Annotated in this window: 17 protein-coding genes; 8 read left to right on the top strand and 9 right to left on the bottom strand. The window is 49.7% G+C overall.

Annotated features, from left to right (window positions below; translation table 11 throughout):
• Positions 1-11 precede the first annotated feature (11 nt).
• Positions 12-716 carry an alpha/beta hydrolase gene (locus tag P397_RS17235; protein ID WP_051523944.1) on the top strand — a complete coding sequence of 235 codons (705 nt, stop codon included), beginning with the start codon at positions 12-14 and terminating at the stop codon, positions 714-716.
• 49 nt (positions 717-765) lie between these two features.
• Here P397_RS17235 and P397_RS0108900 read toward each other — a convergent pair whose 3' ends face one another.
• The 5 genes from P397_RS0108900 to P397_RS0108880 all read right to left on the bottom strand — a co-directional run bounded on the left by P397_RS0108900 (position 766) and on the right by P397_RS0108880 (position 4,042).
• Positions 766-945 (bottom strand): hypothetical protein, encoded by a 180-nt coding sequence (locus tag P397_RS0108900; protein WP_028106243.1) that lies wholly within the window; start codon positions 943-945, stop codon positions 766-768.
• Between the two features lie 23 nt (positions 946-968).
• On the bottom strand, positions 969-1,316 hold the full coding sequence (locus tag P397_RS0108895) for a DUF2200 domain-containing protein (RefSeq protein WP_028106242.1): 348 nt from the start codon (positions 1,314-1,316) through the stop codon (positions 969-971).
• Positions 1,317-1,435: 119 nt separating this feature from the next.
• Entirely contained in the window at positions 1,436-2,614 is a 1,179-nt protein-coding gene (locus P397_RS0108890; protein ID WP_028106241.1) for a hypothetical protein, read from the bottom strand.
• 31 nt (positions 2,615-2,645) lie between these two features.
• A complete protein-coding gene (locus tag P397_RS0108885; RefSeq protein ID WP_028106240.1) occupies positions 2,646-2,885 on the bottom strand; it encodes a hypothetical protein in 240 nt (79 codons plus the stop codon).
• 158 nt (positions 2,886-3,043) lie between these two features.
• A complete protein-coding gene (locus tag P397_RS0108880; protein ID WP_028106239.1) occupies positions 3,044-4,042 on the bottom strand; it encodes an NADP-dependent oxidoreductase in 999 nt (332 codons plus the stop codon).
• 138 nt (positions 4,043-4,180) lie between these two features.
• Here P397_RS0108880 and P397_RS0108875 point away from each other — a divergent pair, with 138 nt between their 5' ends.
• Both P397_RS0108875 and P397_RS0108870 read left to right on the top strand, forming a co-directional pair.
• A complete protein-coding gene (locus P397_RS0108875; protein ID WP_235183966.1) occupies positions 4,181-4,420 on the top strand; it encodes a hypothetical protein in 240 nt (79 codons plus the stop codon).
• Complete coding sequence (locus P397_RS0108870; protein ID WP_028106237.1) at positions 4,417-5,214, top strand: phosphotransferase; 798 nt, start codon at positions 4,417-4,419, stop codon at positions 5,212-5,214. Before P397_RS0108875 ends, P397_RS0108870 begins: the two co-directional genes overlap by 4 nt.
• A gap of 12 nt (positions 5,215-5,226) precedes the next feature.
• Here P397_RS0108870 and P397_RS0108865 read toward each other — a convergent pair whose 3' ends face one another.
• Positions 5,227-5,754: a P-loop NTPase family protein gene (locus P397_RS0108865; RefSeq protein ID WP_028106236.1), complete on the bottom strand. Its 528-nt coding sequence runs from the start codon at positions 5,752-5,754 to the stop codon at positions 5,227-5,229.
• A 232-nt stretch (positions 5,755-5,986) separates the two neighbouring features.
• On the opposite strand from P397_RS0108865, the gene P397_RS0108860 reads away from it, so the two are divergent.
• Both P397_RS0108860 and P397_RS17230 read left to right on the top strand, forming a co-directional pair.
• Entirely contained in the window at positions 5,987-6,334 is a 348-nt protein-coding gene (locus P397_RS0108860) for a potassium channel family protein (protein ID WP_026832939.1), read from the top strand.
• Between the two features lie 32 nt (positions 6,335-6,366).
• Positions 6,367-7,590, top strand: coding sequence for a chloride channel protein (locus P397_RS17230; protein WP_035414129.1), 1,224 nt, complete (start codon positions 6,367-6,369; stop codon positions 7,588-7,590).
• 53 nt (positions 7,591-7,643) lie between these two features.
• Here P397_RS17230 and P397_RS0108850 read toward each other — a convergent pair whose 3' ends face one another.
• Genes P397_RS0108850 through P397_RS0108840 form a run of 3 tightly spaced genes read right to left on the bottom strand, consistent with a single transcriptional unit; the run spans position 7,644 to position 11,789 of the window.
• Entirely contained in the window at positions 7,644-10,280 is a 2,637-nt protein-coding gene (locus tag P397_RS0108850) for an ABC transporter permease (protein ID WP_028106235.1), read from the bottom strand.
• Between the two features lie 16 nt (positions 10,281-10,296).
• On the bottom strand, positions 10,297-11,073 hold the full coding sequence (locus P397_RS0108845) for a hypothetical protein (protein WP_028106234.1): 777 nt from the start codon (positions 11,071-11,073) through the stop codon (positions 10,297-10,299).
• A gap of 20 nt (positions 11,074-11,093) precedes the next feature.
• Positions 11,094-11,789 carry an ABC transporter ATP-binding protein gene (locus P397_RS0108840; RefSeq protein WP_035414127.1) on the bottom strand — a complete coding sequence of 232 codons (696 nt, stop codon included), beginning with the start codon at positions 11,787-11,789 and terminating at the stop codon, positions 11,094-11,096.
• A 166-nt stretch (positions 11,790-11,955) separates the two neighbouring features.
• On the opposite strand from P397_RS0108840, the gene P397_RS0108835 reads away from it, so the two are divergent.
• From P397_RS0108835 to P397_RS0108825, 3 genes are read left to right on the top strand one after another with little or no spacing between them, the layout of a single operon-like run.
• Positions 11,956-12,816 (top strand): efflux RND transporter periplasmic adaptor subunit, encoded by an 861-nt coding sequence (locus tag P397_RS0108835; protein ID WP_028106232.1) that lies wholly within the window; start codon positions 11,956-11,958, stop codon positions 12,814-12,816.
• Positions 12,816-13,496: an ABC transporter ATP-binding protein gene (locus tag P397_RS0108830; RefSeq protein WP_035414125.1), complete on the top strand. Its 681-nt coding sequence runs from the start codon at positions 12,816-12,818 to the stop codon at positions 13,494-13,496. The genes P397_RS0108835 and P397_RS0108830 overlap by 1 nt, the downstream gene beginning before the upstream one ends.
• Positions 13,493-14,638, top strand: a complete 1,146-nt coding sequence (locus tag P397_RS0108825) for an ABC transporter permease (RefSeq protein ID WP_028106230.1) — start codon at positions 13,493-13,495, stop codon at positions 14,636-14,638. Before P397_RS0108830 ends, P397_RS0108825 begins: the two co-directional genes overlap by 4 nt.
• The last annotated feature ends 10 nt before the right edge of the window (positions 14,639-14,648 follow it).

Below are 14,648 nucleotides of genomic sequence, written 5' to 3'. Positions count from 1 at the left end.
GAGACATACAGATGCGCACATTAAATGATTCCGTTCTGTCGATCCGGACATATCCAGCCAAACATCAAAAATACCGTAAAACGATTTGTTTATATCATGGCTGGGGATCAAGTGTTACCAAATACGAGGAATTTGCCGGTATGCTTGCTGATAAAGGATTTACCGTCATTGTACCGGAACTCCACCTGCATGACAGCCGTGATGCGTTAGCAACGTATTTTAACCCGGGCGTCGTCGAACATCACTTTTGGGAAGTCGTGTTTCAAAGCATCGAGGAATCGAGCACACTCATTCAGCAGCTGAACGTTCCAAGAGAGGACATCATTTGGCTTGGTGTCTCGATGGGAGGATTCATCGCAAGCGGAGCTGCTGCTAAACACAACGGTAGCGCAGGGGTGGTTAACATCAACGGGTCCGGCTCCTTCCTCTTTTCGGAACAGCTTTTCCGAAGCCGTGACAAAAGAGACGATTTAACGGCGGAAGAAGAACGACGCTTGCAGGCGTATGATCCTGTCCTGCAAAAACAGTCTACACCAACGTTATTCGTACATGGACAACGCGATGCAGTCATTCCGATTGAAACGCAAGAACACTATGTCCAGCAGTCTGTTGGAACGAACAACGATTTGACGTTTTTCAAATATCCCTTCATCAACCATACCGTGTCGGATCAGATGATAGCGGACATCTTCGTTTGGTTGGATGAGCGCTTTTAACGAGAGCAGACAGAAGAACCGGACACCTGCCTGAGGTGTCCGGTTTTTTTTAGTACTGAGTGATCAGAAGTGACGCCGTACCGAAGATGATGATCAACGAGGTAAAGACCGCTTTCGTGCGGGGAGAAAGCGGGATGCCTTCTTGTTTTTTTTGAAAATAGACATAACCGTAAACACCGCTCATTAACATCGTGACGAGAGCGAAGAGTGACGCAATGGTAGTCAGCATACGATGTTTTCCTCCTTCGATTCTTACCGTAAGATTTTTTCGAACGCTTTTCCTTTTGCCAGTTCATCAATCAACTTATCGAGATAGCGGATTTCCCGCATCAACGGATCTTCGACATTTTCGACCCGGACGCCGCAGACGACACCTTTGATTAACAATCGCCGTTCCTGCATGTCCGGCGCCTCCGCAAAAAAGGCTTCGAATGTTGTCTGATCTGTTGCCAGCGTTGCGAGTTGTTGCTCGGAGTAACCGGTCAGCCAGCAAATGATCGTATCGACTTCCTGTTTCGTCCGACCCTTGCGTTCCGCTTTTGTTACGTAAAGCGGATAGACACTCGAAAACGCTGTCGTGTACAACCGATGTTTCGTCATCGTATTTCCTCCTCAAGACTAATTATTACCAAAAGTGTAGCATACCGAACGCTCGAAATGGACCCCTCCGGACAAAACAAAGACCGTCCTTTTCGCACGAAAGGAACGGTCTTCACCAATCATTTTTTTAAATCGATGACATGGAATTCAATCTGTTCGTCGTCCGATACGCCGTATGCCAGCTTTCCGTTGACATAAATCGGTTTGGACGTCGTATCGGCCATTTCCGTCAAGGGAGCAACGGTGCCGCGCGCAAGATCGGCGTACCAGAGTCGCGTCATACTCTCCCGGAAAATGACGCGGTCAGCCGATAAAAAGCGGAATGCATCAACCGTCAACCGGTTGTCCGACGGTTTGAACTGGTACCCCGGTTGTTGTCCTTTCTTAGGCATCAAGAGAGCGGAGCCTTCTTCGCCGATTGCAACATACTTTTTATTGTGTTCAAAATCAATCAGTCCGTTCATTCGTCGGCTGAATGCACCGTCAAACGTCTCGAGCGTCGGCGTTTTATGACCGTTCTTAAACGTACTTGTATGCAAAATCAGCCCGGCATCGCTCCGGCGGAAGTCAAATGGGTACTGTCCAGTCCGTTTTTCGCCTTCTTTTAACATATATTGCTGATGGATGATGATGGCGTCTTCCGCGACATCAAACGACTTGAGGATGGTTTTTGTTCGGGTCGGTGTCGCTTCATACGTCATCCAGGATACCCGTTTTGAGGACGCATCCAGATAAGGAATCGCCGTGTCATAACGGCTGATGCCTTGATCAAGTGTATTGATTTTTCCCGTCTTCAAGTCCAGCAAGCGAATCGCCCATTTTTGTCCGGACTTAGCTTGATTGTATTCGACCCAAAACAGGTAATGCGACACTCCGGTCATCATACCGATCGTCCGGTTGACTGTATGCAGCACTTGGTTATCGTTCGACCCTTGGCTGTAGCGGTAAATGTAACTGTTAATGGTTGTATCACTCGTTTGTTTAACGTGCGTATAGTAGATCGATTGCTGATACAGATAGTCCGGAGCAATCCGGACGTTTTGATCGGTAAAAAACGACGACAGATTGTAGGTCTGATGTGTTCCGAGCGAAATCTGGTCTGTCTTTTTCTTCAGCGGCACATATTTTCCATAGTCGGACAAAGGGGCACTGACCGGTTCAAGATTTGGCGTCGGCTCAGCCACCTGCGGATCTGCCTTGATTTTCGACGGTTGCTTGGTTGAATCAGAATCGGTACATCCTGCAGTGACGATAAGCGACACCATTAAAGCTGCCGTAAGAGCTGTTTTCCAGTGCATGATCTGTGTCTCCTTTTAGACAAAGTGGTCATCATCGACAGTTTTGTTTTCGTCTCCAACGCATCGAGACCAAAAAAGCGGAAATTCCGGACATCACAATCAGATACAACAAAAAGACGAAGGCGAATTCGCCGTAATCTTCAAGACTGTTGAATGGATTTTCTGTGATGAACGGCTCAGGTAGAATCCCAATCAAAAACAGCGGAATGAACAGCAGGAAAAACCGTTTCCAAAAATAATACTTGTACGGGGTGCCGGTACGTATGTCCATTGATTTCTTCCTTCCCATCTCTAGAATTAATTATCCTATTTTTAACATATTATATCATTTATTGTTTAAGTCGATGAATAAATTTAAATAAGCTATCAATAAAAAGCGGTCTGGCAAACACCCCATCGTCGGGTGATTGCTGGACCGTTTTTAGTCTCTTACTTGATTTTTAAAATGACCTTGCCTTTGGCCCGACCGGACTCTGAATACTCGAGCGCCGCTTGGGCGTCTTCAAACGGATACACCCGGTCGATGATCGGTTTGATTTGTCCACTCTCGATCCATTCCGTGATGTGTTCGAGTTGTTGACCACTTGGTCGCATGAACAAAAACGTATAGGTGACATCATGTTTTCGTTCAAGAAGTGTCTCGCGGAGCGTCAACAGTCTAAATAATGACGTCTTGAGAAAACCGGACCGGTAGGACTTACCGAACCGGCCGTTCGGCAGTCCGGAAACCGAGACGATGTGTCCACCCGGACGGACAACCTTAAACGACCGTCGGAGCGTCTCGCCGCCAATCGTATCGTAGACGCCGTCATAATCGTGCAACAGGTCCTCGAAGGCTTCGGTCCGGTAATTAATGATTTTATCGGCCCCAAGTGACTGGACAAGCTCATGTCCGGCGGGGCTTGCCGTCGTTGCGACATATAGTCCCATCGCTTTCGCCAGTTGAATCGCAAACGTTCCGACGCCTCCGGCACCGGCGTGAATCAAAACTTTTTGTCCGGGTGTCAGCTGCAAAATGTCATGTAACGCCTGATAGGACGTCAAGCCGACCAGCGGAATCGAAGCCGCTTCCTCAAACGAAAGTGTGGCTGGTTTCAAAGCAAGCATCTGTTCATCGATTGCGATGTATTCAGCAAACGTGCCGATCCGGTTCTTCTCGGCACGACCGTAAACGGCATCCCCGATCTGAAACTTCGTGACGGCAGAACCGATTTCCGTCACGATACCGGAAAAATCATTGCCGAGAATCAACGGGAACTGATAAGGAATCAACAGTTTGACGTTCCCGTCACGAATCTTAAAATCAACCGGATTGATGCTTGCGGCATGAATTTCGATGAGCACATCGTAGGGATTGACCTGCGGACGGGGCTGTTCTGTAAGTTCAAGCGGGACGTGACCGTATTGTGTGATGGTCATGGCTTTCATAAATATCGACTCCATTTCCTGACTTTTCTATCCTTTAGTCTACCAGTTGTCAAGGCCGGCGAACACTTTGAGTGATCGACCCAGACATGATAAGCTAGTCAAGAACAGGGGAATTTTAGGTTGTAAGGGGATGAAATGATGAGTAAAACAGGTGAACGCTTGTTACGAATCTGGATTCGTGTCCCGCGGTTCATTAAACGAATGATTCCGCTCAGTATCACGCTGTATGTCATCGGGATGGTGATCACGAACGGGGTTGACACGTTGTGGCATTTTGACTTCGCGTTGGTCAAAGGAAGCGATCTTGTCATCAGTTTAGTCGGAGCGTCGATTCTCGTCGCGGCACTGAGTCAACGGAAAGGGGAGGATACCACATGACGCAACCTGAGCAGGAAGAACAATTGACGGGCGGGAATGTCTCCGACGTCTCACGGATTGGGGATACAGTCAGACGCGAACAAAAACCAGACAGTGAACGGATTCATCGGTTGTTACACCATCTTGAGAAAAAAGGGTTTTCAGGAAGTCCACGGTTTTTAGGGATTGACGCACAAAGTCGGGAAATCGTCTCGTACATTAAAGGCGAGGCCGGGAATTATCCGCTCGAGCCATACATGCGCTCGGATATCGTTTTGGAAGAAACGGCACGCTTATTGCGTGCTTATCACGAAGCCGTCACGGATTTTCCAATTTCACCTGGTTGGCCACCGCTCGACGGAACACCCGAGCCACTTGAACTGATTTGCCATAATGATTTTGCCGTTTATAACGTCATTTTTCAAAATGAACGGCCGATCGGCATCATCGATTTTGATGTCGCCGCCCCGGGACCACGGATTTGGGATATCGCGTATACGATGTATACGTTTGTTCCGTTAAGCCGCCATCAAATGACGGAAACAGGGGAGCCTGTGCTCTATGATCGAATCACAGATCAGGAACGCATCCGGCGGCGAATCGAATTGTTTTTGACGGCTTACGGAAAACCAGACATAAAAGCCGCCTTGTACGAAACGGTGTTGCTCCGTATCCAGGCACTGATTGCGACGATTCAGCGGAAAGCAACGGAAGGCGAAGAAGCCTTTCAGCGGATGATTGAAGAGGGACATGTCACGCATTACGAACGGGAACTCGATTTTCTGACACGGGAGGGAGCTAGTTGGTTTCGGTAAGTATACGAAAATTCACAGTGCGGTTTGCAGTTGCTGATAGGCGTGTCTGATTTGTCTGTAGATCTCGTCCGTCGGCAACGCTGCATCGATTTCAATGACGGGTGAAGCGGAACGTTCCATTTGCAGACGGTGCTCGGCTAGCGTCCCAATCATCGCCGGATCCGTCGCCGTCAAGTAAGTCCCGCACCAATCGAGAAATTCATTCGATCCCGTGAAATCAGGATACCGTTCTTGTTCCCGCTGGATTAAACGGTTCATCCGTGTCGTTTCATCCAAGCGTAAAAAGACAAGCAACTCCCGGTTGTGGAAGCCGGTCGGATTCCACGAAAAGACGGAACCGGAGACGACATACTGTCGATGGTTTTCAATATCCGGTGTATATAAGGCATACCGTTCCGCGACCGATCGTTTTTCGGTAAATGTGTGGTCTTTCCACAAATAATGATCGCTGTCGATCCAGAGGATACTTTCTTGTTGCCCGATCCACTTGCCGAGCGTGCTTTTCCCGGTACCGGAACCGCCGATGATTTGAATACGCATGTTTCTGACCTCCTCTAAGGTAGATGAATGTTTTGCAGGAACCTTCATATTACCTTATTCTATCGTCCAAAATAAGGGAGTGGACAAACAGATTGGAAACCGAACAAGAGGATGGATGTAAAGGGAGACGATTTAAGAATCGTTCTCCCTTTTTTCGGGTAATTCAATAGATAAGGTAAAGGAACGAAAGTCGTCACGTGTCAAGTCTGCTTGTGAGGAGAGGAAGGATGCGATGATTGCCTTTTTCATTCTGCTACGCAATATGTATTACGTCCTGAAAATCCTGTTTCGTCAAGATGAACAAAAGGCCGTCATGTTCTCCGTCGCCTTTTTGCTGGCGGTTGGGATGTTTTTTTATCACAGCGTTGAACAGCTGAGTTATCTCGACGCGCTGTACTTTTCCGTCATGACGCTGACCACAGTCGGATATGGTGATATTCATCCGGTCACGCCGATCGGCAAGATCTTTACGATGGGGTATGTCTTGCTTGGGATCGGTGTCATCAGTGCTCTGATCGTGAATTTTAACCGGGCGTTAAAAGAATTCCATTTAAACAAAAACAAACCAGACGGGAAGTGACGGGCAGTATTTGCGAATAAGGAGTGAAGCAGATGAACTTTAATCTGGTATTCGTCTTCTACAGTTGTCTGCTCGGGCTGATTGTCGGGGCACTTGCGTCGCTGTTTCTGGCATTGTCGAATCTGCTGATTCATGTAACGTGGACGACAATTCCGGAACAGCTGGACACGCCGTTTTATCCGTTTTGGATTTGTCTGTTCGGCGGACTGTTGATTGGTCTGTTCCAAACGTACATCGGCGACTATCCCCGGACGATGCATCAGACGCTTGAGGAATTCAAGACGACAGGCCGGGTCGCGTATGAAGGCGCAGTCGTCAAAAATACCGTGGCTGCCTTGCTGGTTTTGACGTTCGGAGCAAGTCTCGGTCCGGAAGCAGCATTGATCAGCATTCTCGGCGGATTGATGACGTGGGCCGGTGACCGGATGACCTGGACCCTGCAGAAGAAAAAAGAGTTGCTTGATCTTGGGATCGGAGCGATGTTATCGACGATTTTTTACGCGCCGTTGATTGGCGTCAGTGAAGCACTCGAAGACGGGGTGAACCGGACCAACTTCAAGCGTACATCCATCAAAGTCTTGTTGTATGCACTGACGACAGCCTGCGGGATTTTCGCCTTTACGACACTGAATCGACTGTTCCCGCACGAAATCTTATTTTCCATCAGTACACCGAACGTGAACTGGACGGTGGAGGTGATGTACTTCCTGCTTCCGGCAGTCATGATCGGGACGGGATTCGGATACTTGTTTTTGTTATTTGGCCGCTGGACGGACAGTGTGGCGCGAAACTATCCGCATCCGCTGGGTTTGGCTTTGGCCGCCGGTGCAATCTTAGGTCTGTTCGGCAGCATGTCGTCTTATTTCTTATTTTCCGGTGAACAAAAAATTCTTGAGTTCTCGCGGATTGCCTTCGATCAATCGGTCTTCTTCTTAATCAGCATCGCCGTCGGGAAAGCCTTTTTGACCCATGTCTGTTTTTCGTTCGGATGGCGGGGCGGAAAAATCTTTCCGGCGGTCTTCTCGAGTACAGCGATGGCGTTTGCCTTAGCGTCCGTCTTTCCGTATACACCGGGTTTGCTGATTGCAGTCAGTGTCGCTGCCAGTTGTACGGTCATCCTCAAACAGCCGTTTGTCACCGCAACTTTGCTGCTGTTTTTATTTCCGTTACAATTTTTCCCGTTCATCTTGGTTGTTGCCTGGCTCATCCATCAAGGGGCGACGCGCCTGACGAACCACACGACCAGAACGACCTGAAGACCGGACCTCGTATGGCGAGAGCCGGTCTTCAGGTTGTCTACTGATTCTGATTATCCTGCATCTTTTAATTCCTGATAGGGATTGACGCGTGCTGCGATTTGCGCCGGCAGGAGCGAAGCGATTGTTCCGAATAGCACCGGCAGAAGCAGGGAGACAGCGATCAACAGCGGCTCATCCCACGGAACGAGATCATACAACACATAAATTGTGATGTAAGAGATACTCAGTCCGACGATTCCGGCGACGAATCCGATCAGCATCCCTTCTAACACAATCAATTGACGGACGGAACGGTTTGTCCAGCCAACGGCTTTTAAGATCGCGAGCGACGCCCGCCGGTCGGTGACGTTTTGCCACATGATTTCGCCGGTCGTCAGGATGGCAATCGTAATTGCTACACCCATCGTCACGTAATGCATCGGACCGACCTGTAAGGCGACGAACTGACCGAGCCATGACGTATACAGGACGCCTTGCAGGTGGAACGTCACGAACAGGAAGAATGTCAACAGAGCCGTTGGTAAAGCAATCGATAAAATCGACAGCGCATTCCGCTTCCACTTGCCAAAGATTTCTTTTAGCGCCAGTGTCCAGGTCGAACGGAGACCGAGTTTGACGTGAGACGATGATGCATATTCACCCGTCTTGATGGCTTCGTACGGCGAAATTTTCCGGATCGTAAAGGCAGACCAGGCGGCACCGGCAAAGTAAATCACGAGACTGAACAGGGTAATCCAGAGTAAGCTCCACCCGTTCATCGTTTCGTTTCGGACATACGAGAAGATGCTTTCGACGAGTAACGCAATGACCGAGACAAATCCAGCAAGGAGCGCGGCTTCAATTAAGACAATCCGGTACAAGTCTTTTGTCCGCCAGCCGAGTGCGAGCAAGACGGCAAATTCCTTCCGCCGGGCGAGCATCGAGACGTAACTTGTCGCAAGGACATAAACGATGGCAACGGCAAGCATCGCGAAGATGACACCGGAGAAGCCGACACTCGTTTCGCGGAAGATTGTCATCGCGGCACCGATATGAACCCACGGCTGTTCGATCCAACCGAGTGTCTTGCCGTCATCGACGACCTTTGTCACGACCGGTTGCGGCGACGACCCCTTTGTAATCGTTGCCAGCAGTCCGGTTTCCTGTTCGATTTGTGTCTTAACGTTTTGCAGGAGCTGTTCCGACTCCTCACTGACGGTCGTTGCGCCATTGATTTTGAGACGAATCGACGAGATGGCCTGTTTTCCGTTGACGGCAAAGGCACTGTCTAACGTCGTCAGGATGTTCGGCGAGTTCGTCAATAAACCAACCGGATTACCAGACGTGTCGATTGACTTTGCCGGATTGACCGGATTGCCTTTCGCATCGAGGACGAGATCAGCGGATGACGGTCGATAGGTTTCCATCGGCAGTTCATTGAGCGGATCTTTTGAGACTTTAATTTTGTTCGGATCATAGAGACCGACGACTTTAAAGGTGAGGTAAGGATACTTAAACGGAATTTCCATCTCGCTCGGATTTTTAACCTTTTTTCCGGTCGAGACAAGTGACCGATATCCTTTTGAAGGATGCGTCGACTCCGAAAAGTACCAGTTCTTTAAATGAATCGCAGAGGTGCTGACTTCAAAAGCATTCTTCCAGCGCGTCGGATATGGACTTTTGGTTTCATTGAACTGAAGCGGACCTGATTTATACAGCAACTGGGCACCTGGAGCATCTTCTGCAACAAACGTCTGGAGGTTTGTCCCTTCCGACAATGTTTTGAGATAGGTTTCTTCGACTTTAGAAGACGGCATCTCAAGGCGTTGCGTCAATTTGGCCGGATACGTTTGAAGGATAGAATTTACACGGTCACCGTCCGGCTGTTTTTTGACCAGTTCTTGAACCAGCTTTTGCTGATCCTGCTCAGTTTTATACGGGGCATCCAGCTTTTCAATCGTAAATTCATATGTCCCTTTATTAAAGGAATGCGGATTGACAAGAACCGGAATAATATTGTCGTCAGCCCCTCGAGGTGACTCATGTTGATCCAACTGTGAAAAATACCGGGAATTATTTTTAGAACTGACGCTTTGATCGAGTCCGACTAGTCGGGCTTCCTCTTTCGGATCGACAGCGACAATCAGAACCGGGTTACCGGCAGAAACATCCCGAAAGCTGTCCACCGGCGAGGTTGAGAAGGGGACTTTTTCTGGTAATTGGATCTTTGTTCCTTGAGCAATATGGATCTGCTCTTCGAATTGCTGTTCTTTGCCAAGGCCAGTCTCGGTGTATGTTGTTCTCTTATAGCGGTAAATACCGGGTTCCTTCGGAAACGTCATGGCTTTCTTGAACATGACAAACGTGTTGGCATAGCCCATGACAGCAATCGGTGCTGCAATATCAACTTCTTTCATCTGTTTGATGGTTTCATATTGCTCCAAAGAAATCCCGCCGTTGATACCGTTTAAATAGTTGGGTTCCAGCAGGTCACTTGATTCAGTCGACATTTGACTGCCTTTCGGCCGAACGACGATATCGTAGGCGGACGACCATTTCTTTTGTAATGTCTGTTCGACCGTGCCTTGACTGGAGTCGGTCAAGTTGAACATCAGACTGAGTCCGGCACTGATGATGAGCGCACCGACAAGCGTCAGAATGAACTTAAACCGTTGTCGGCGCCAGTGATTCAAAACGAAACGTAGCATAAGGATTCTCCTTTATTCAGTGATGGGAAGACTGATGGCGTAAATACGTTGTTAAATCCTGTTTGAAGTGACGAAGTTCGTTTGGATCAACATCTGTCTCTATTGCATAGCGGGTAATCAGGTAGGGCGCAAGTGACGTCGACAACTCAATGCGCTGCGTCCACTCTGTCAGCGACTCGTGCCGTCGGCGTTGCAATGGTTTTGATAATTGCTGATTGAAGTCAAACAAGAGCAGTCGGACAGATTCCTGCGGTGGAACGGGCATCTTGGATGTGCTCGTCGGATGAATCGAGAAGGGTCGTGGTAAGGCGGTCCGGTTATGGATTACGGAAGTTTCGCTGATTGGGCGATTCCGGAGCCGTCGCTGATTGAAATGATGAGAGATGAAGAACATGAAGAACCCGGCAAGCAACAGACCTGCCCATAACCAATCGGACGACTTGGAACGGGCGGCTTCCTTGGTTGTTTCGAAGAAAGAGGCCGATTCAGCCGTTTTTACTTTTCCGCGTGAAGGACCTTCGATCTTTTCCGTTTTCCCGGTCGCACCCCCAAGAATTTCACTCTCGGAATCTTCTCGGATGATCCCTTCGGAACAGTTATATTTTGAAAAAATCCGATTTGACAACGAATCTTTTCCACATCCCCGTTTCACCGTCGTTTCCTGTTCAGAAAAGTCTGCTTGCCGAAAGGATTGATAGACCGATTGTGTCGTAAACAACAGCAGAAAAAAGACGGCGGATGAACCAATCATGCATATAATGAGTTTGGACCGGAACGTTTTGATGAATTCCACCTCGCCTTCATGAATCGTTTTTACACACTCCGAACGGTCTGCTTCCGCAGATCTTCGACAATCTGCCCATCCTGCATGAACACAATCCGATCCGCCCGCTCCGCGAGTGCCAAATCGTGCGTGACAAACAGGATGCCGCATTGTTCTTCTTGATGGAGATCGAGCAACAGTTGAAAGATCATCTCCCCGTTGATCGAGTCGAGATTACCGGTCGGTTCGTCGGCGAGAATCCAGCGCGGCCGATTGATCAGGGCTCGAGCGATCGCGACCCGTTGCTGTTGCCCGCCGGACAATTGCGCCGGCAAGGCATCCTGTTTCGCGGTGAGTCCGACTTTTTCCAAGATTTCCGCAATCCGGTCTTCTTTGTTGAAGTCGGTTTTTTGTTTCAGTAAGGGAACGAGCAGATTTTCTTTGACCGTCAAAGCGGGCAACAGGTGAAACTGTTGGAAGACAAAGCCAATTTCCTGCGCCCGGAACTTCGACAATTGCCGGTTCTTCCACTTCGTGATGTCCTGTCCGTCATAGTCGATTTGCCCCGATGTCGGCCGGTCGAGCGAGCCGATCAGACTTAAAAACGTCGATTTCCCTGATCCGGACGGACCGACAAGGGCGGTGATGTCATTCGCGGAAAACTGACAGGTCAACGCTTTTAAGATTTCACTCTGTAATCCCGCCTGGCTGAAGGTATGCGAAACGTCTTTAACAAAGATATCCATCAAACCACTCCTTTTACAAATTAAGGTAAAATAAGTGTAATATTATTTGAAAATTTTGTCTATTGAAGAAAAAAAGATTTTCTTGATGAAACGCGACCGGAATTCATAATTGGTTCATAACTTCCTTCTACAGTATGAGTATTCAAGACAAGGGAGGAACAAACAGATGAAGCAGACAAAAAAACGAAAATGGTGGATCGGATTGCTAGTCATCCTGCTGATCGGGACAGCCGGTGTCGCAGCGATGGGGCAACAATCGTCAGCGGATGGATTAAAACGGGAGCAAGTCAAACAAAAAACGTTACAGACGTATTATCATTTCACGGGACAAGTCATGGCCGACAAGCGCAGTACGGTCGTCAGTAATGAGCTGGTCGAAGTCAAGGCGGTCGAGGTTAAAGTCGGACAACAAGTCAAGGCGGGGGACACTCTGTTTTCAAGCATGAGTGGCAAAACGTATCAAGCCCCGATCACGGGTGAAATCGCCAAGCTTGATGTCGAACCAAATGCCATCTACGGACCCAACACGTCACTCGCCGTCATCACGGACTATAGTGATTTGACCGTTCAACTGAAGGTCGATGAACAGGATATCCATCGCCTCAAACAAGATCAGTCGGTTGAGTTGCGTGTAAACGGCTTGGACGAAACGGTGGACGGTACGGTGGAATCGGTTGGTAAAGAAGCGGTCACGGAGAATGGACTGTCTTACTTCACGGCGGACGTCACGATCGATGAGCCGGACCAACTGCGTGTCGGCATGACCGTCGAGGCCCGCATCAACAAACAATTGGTCAAGGAGGCGCCCGTCTTGTCACTCGATGTCGTCGAGTATACGGAAAATGACCGTCCGTACGTCTACGTCGAAGAAGAAGGCGAAGTTGTCCGCCGGTTCATCACGACCGGAGTGACGGACGGGCAAGACATTGAAATCAAACAAGGTCTGTCCGTTGATGACTATGTCGTGTTGCCGACCGAACAAGGCAGTTCGGGTCTGTTACCGACTCCTCCGGGAGGTGCATCGTAATGGCCGTCGTCGAGTTAACACAGATTACGAAAGCTTACGGGGCAGGCGAAAACCGGCAAACGGTTTTGAAAGATGTCGATTTATCGATCGAGGCCGGGGAATACGTGACGATCCTCGGTCCGTCGGGATCCGGTAAGTCGACCTTGATGAACATCATCGGCTGTCTCGACATCCCGTCGAGCGGCAACTATCACCTGCAACACCAGGATGTCAGCCAACTGTCTGAAGATGAACTTGCCCGGATCCGGAATCAGGAAGTCGGCTTCATCTTTCAACAGTTCCAACTGTTACCGCGATTGACGGTCCTGCAGAACATCGAGTTGCCGCTGATTTATGCGGGCGTCTCGCCAAAAGAACGACGCCGGCGGGCGGTCGATTTGCTGACCCGGGTCGGACTCGGGGAAAAGGGGAGTGTCTATCCGCATCAGTTGTCCGGCGGGCAACAGCAACGGGTCGCGATTGCCCGGGCACTCGTCACGAAACCGACGCTGCTGCTGGCGGATGAACCGACCGGGGCACTCGACCAAAAGACCGGCCAGCAAATCATGGGCTTGTTTCACGAGTTGGCGGACGAAGGGAAGACGATCGTCATGATCACCCACGACATTACGATTGCGAAACAGGCGAAACGAATCGTCCGGATTGAAGACGGACAGGTACAGGAGGCGAGTCATCCATGATACGCGAAACCTTTCGGATGGCCTGGACGAATATCGTCCATCATAAAATGCGGTCCTTTCTGACGACACTCGGGGTCATCATCGGTGTTGCTTCCATCATCGCTCTGATTTCAATCGTTAACGGGGCGACTGCCTCGATCAATGCCGAAGTCTCGACGTTTGGGGCAAACAAATTGACGATTCAAACGACGACGTCTCCGTTAAAAGCAGGATTATCCCAAGGGCAACTGGAAGAGTTAAATCAAGTCGACGGGACACGCGGTATTGCCCCGACGTTGACGACTCAATTATCGGTGCGGTCGGCAGACGCCCGACTCGATGACGTGACGATCAGCGGCCGCAATCACATCTACTACCAGGAATCGGCCGATGTCACACAGGGACGGGAAATCAAAATCAGTGATGTCGAGCAGGAAACCGTCGTCGCCGTCATCAGTCCCTCCGTTGCCCGGACACTTTTTCCGGGACAGGAACCGGTCGGACAGTCGCTGTTCCTGAACGGTTTGACGTATCAGGTCATCGGCGTGAGTGATACCGACTCGGAGGAAATCGTGATTCCGTATACGACGGCACTGCGGACGCTTGACATCGACACGGTGCAACAAGTCGATGTCTTCAAAGAGGAGTCGGCCGACGTCGCGACCGTCAAACGGGATCTGTCCGCGAAAATGTATCAATTCTATAATGAACAGGAAGACCGCTATACGATCGTCAGTCTTGATGAAGCCCTCGATTCAATTGATCAAATCAATACGATGTTGTCGTTGCTGTTAACCGGGATTGCCTCGATCTCCTTGATTGTCGGCGGCATCGGAATCATGAATATGATGCTCGTCTCGGTCACGGAGCGGACGACGGAAATCGGTCTGCGCAAAGCACTCGGCGCACGCCCACGGGCGATTCGGCTCCAATTTTTACTCGAGTCGATCTTATTATCCTTGATGGGTGGTGGGATCGGCATCATCGTCGGGGTCGGTCTGGCATATCTCGTCAGTCTGTTGATCGGGACGACGTTTACGATTTCCGTCGGGACGTTGCTCCTTGCAGCCGGTTTCTCAATGCTCGTCGGGGTCGTCTTCGGATATGCGCCCGCTCGAAAAGCGTCGTTGCTCCATCCGATTGAAGCCCTGCGCAATGCGTAAAGGAGGTGTG

Origin of the sequence: Exiguobacterium undae DSM 14481, assembly GCF_000620805.1 — a bacterium.
In the GTDB taxonomy this organism is placed as follows: domain Bacteria; phylum Bacillota; class Bacilli; order Exiguobacteriales; family Exiguobacteriaceae; genus Exiguobacterium_A; species Exiguobacterium_A undae.
The sequence above is the reverse complement of the archived record's forward strand: the minus strand, read 5'-3'. Positions and strand labels throughout refer to the sequence as shown.

What these genes read in the sequence shown, in the direction of transcription:
- P397_RS0108880 (WP_028106239.1), bottom strand. Translation starts at nt 4,042, where the DNA reads ATGAAAGCCATGACCATCACACAATACGGTCACGTCCCGCTTGAACTT.
- P397_RS17235 (WP_051523944.1), top strand. Translation starts at nt 12, where the DNA reads ATGCGCACATTAAATGATTCCGTTCTGTCGATCCGGACATATCCAGCC.
- P397_RS0108870 (WP_028106237.1), top strand. Translation starts at nt 4,417, where the DNA reads ATGACGCAACCTGAGCAGGAAGAACAATTGACGGGCGGGAATGTCTCC.
- P397_RS0108865 (WP_028106236.1), bottom strand. Translation starts at nt 5,754, where the DNA reads ATGCGTATTCAAATCATCGGCGGTTCCGGTACCGGGAAAAGCACGCTC.
- P397_RS0108890 (WP_028106241.1), bottom strand. Translation starts at nt 2,614, where the DNA reads ATGCACTGGAAAACAGCTCTTACGGCAGCTTTAATGGTGTCGCTTATC.
- P397_RS0108885 (WP_028106240.1), bottom strand. Translation starts at nt 2,885, where the DNA reads ATGGACATACGTACCGGCACCCCGTACAAGTATTATTTTTGGAAACGG.
- P397_RS0108900 (WP_028106243.1), bottom strand. Translation starts at nt 945, where the DNA reads ATGCTGACTACCATTGCGTCACTCTTCGCTCTCGTCACGATGTTAATG.
- P397_RS0108860 (WP_026832939.1), top strand. Translation starts at nt 5,987, where the DNA reads ATGATTGCCTTTTTCATTCTGCTACGCAATATGTATTACGTCCTGAAA.
- P397_RS0108825 (WP_028106230.1), top strand. Translation starts at nt 13,493, where the DNA reads ATGATACGCGAAACCTTTCGGATGGCCTGGACGAATATCGTCCATCAT.
- P397_RS17230 (WP_035414129.1), top strand. Translation starts at nt 6,367, where the DNA reads ATGAACTTTAATCTGGTATTCGTCTTCTACAGTTGTCTGCTCGGGCTG.
- P397_RS0108840 (WP_035414127.1), bottom strand. Translation starts at nt 11,789, where the DNA reads ATGGATATCTTTGTTAAAGACGTTTCGCATACCTTCAGCCAGGCGGGA.
- P397_RS0108835 (WP_028106232.1), top strand. Translation starts at nt 11,956, where the DNA reads ATGAAGCAGACAAAAAAACGAAAATGGTGGATCGGATTGCTAGTCATC.
- P397_RS0108895 (WP_028106242.1), bottom strand. Translation starts at nt 1,316, where the DNA reads ATGACGAAACATCGGTTGTACACGACAGCGTTTTCGAGTGTCTATCCG.
- P397_RS0108850 (WP_028106235.1), bottom strand. Translation starts at nt 10,280, where the DNA reads ATGCTACGTTTCGTTTTGAATCACTGGCGCCGACAACGGTTTAAGTTC.
- P397_RS0108875 (WP_235183966.1), top strand. Translation starts at nt 4,181, where the DNA reads ATGAGTAAAACAGGTGAACGCTTGTTACGAATCTGGATTCGTGTCCCG.
- P397_RS0108830 (WP_035414125.1), top strand. Translation starts at nt 12,816, where the DNA reads ATGGCCGTCGTCGAGTTAACACAGATTACGAAAGCTTACGGGGCAGGC.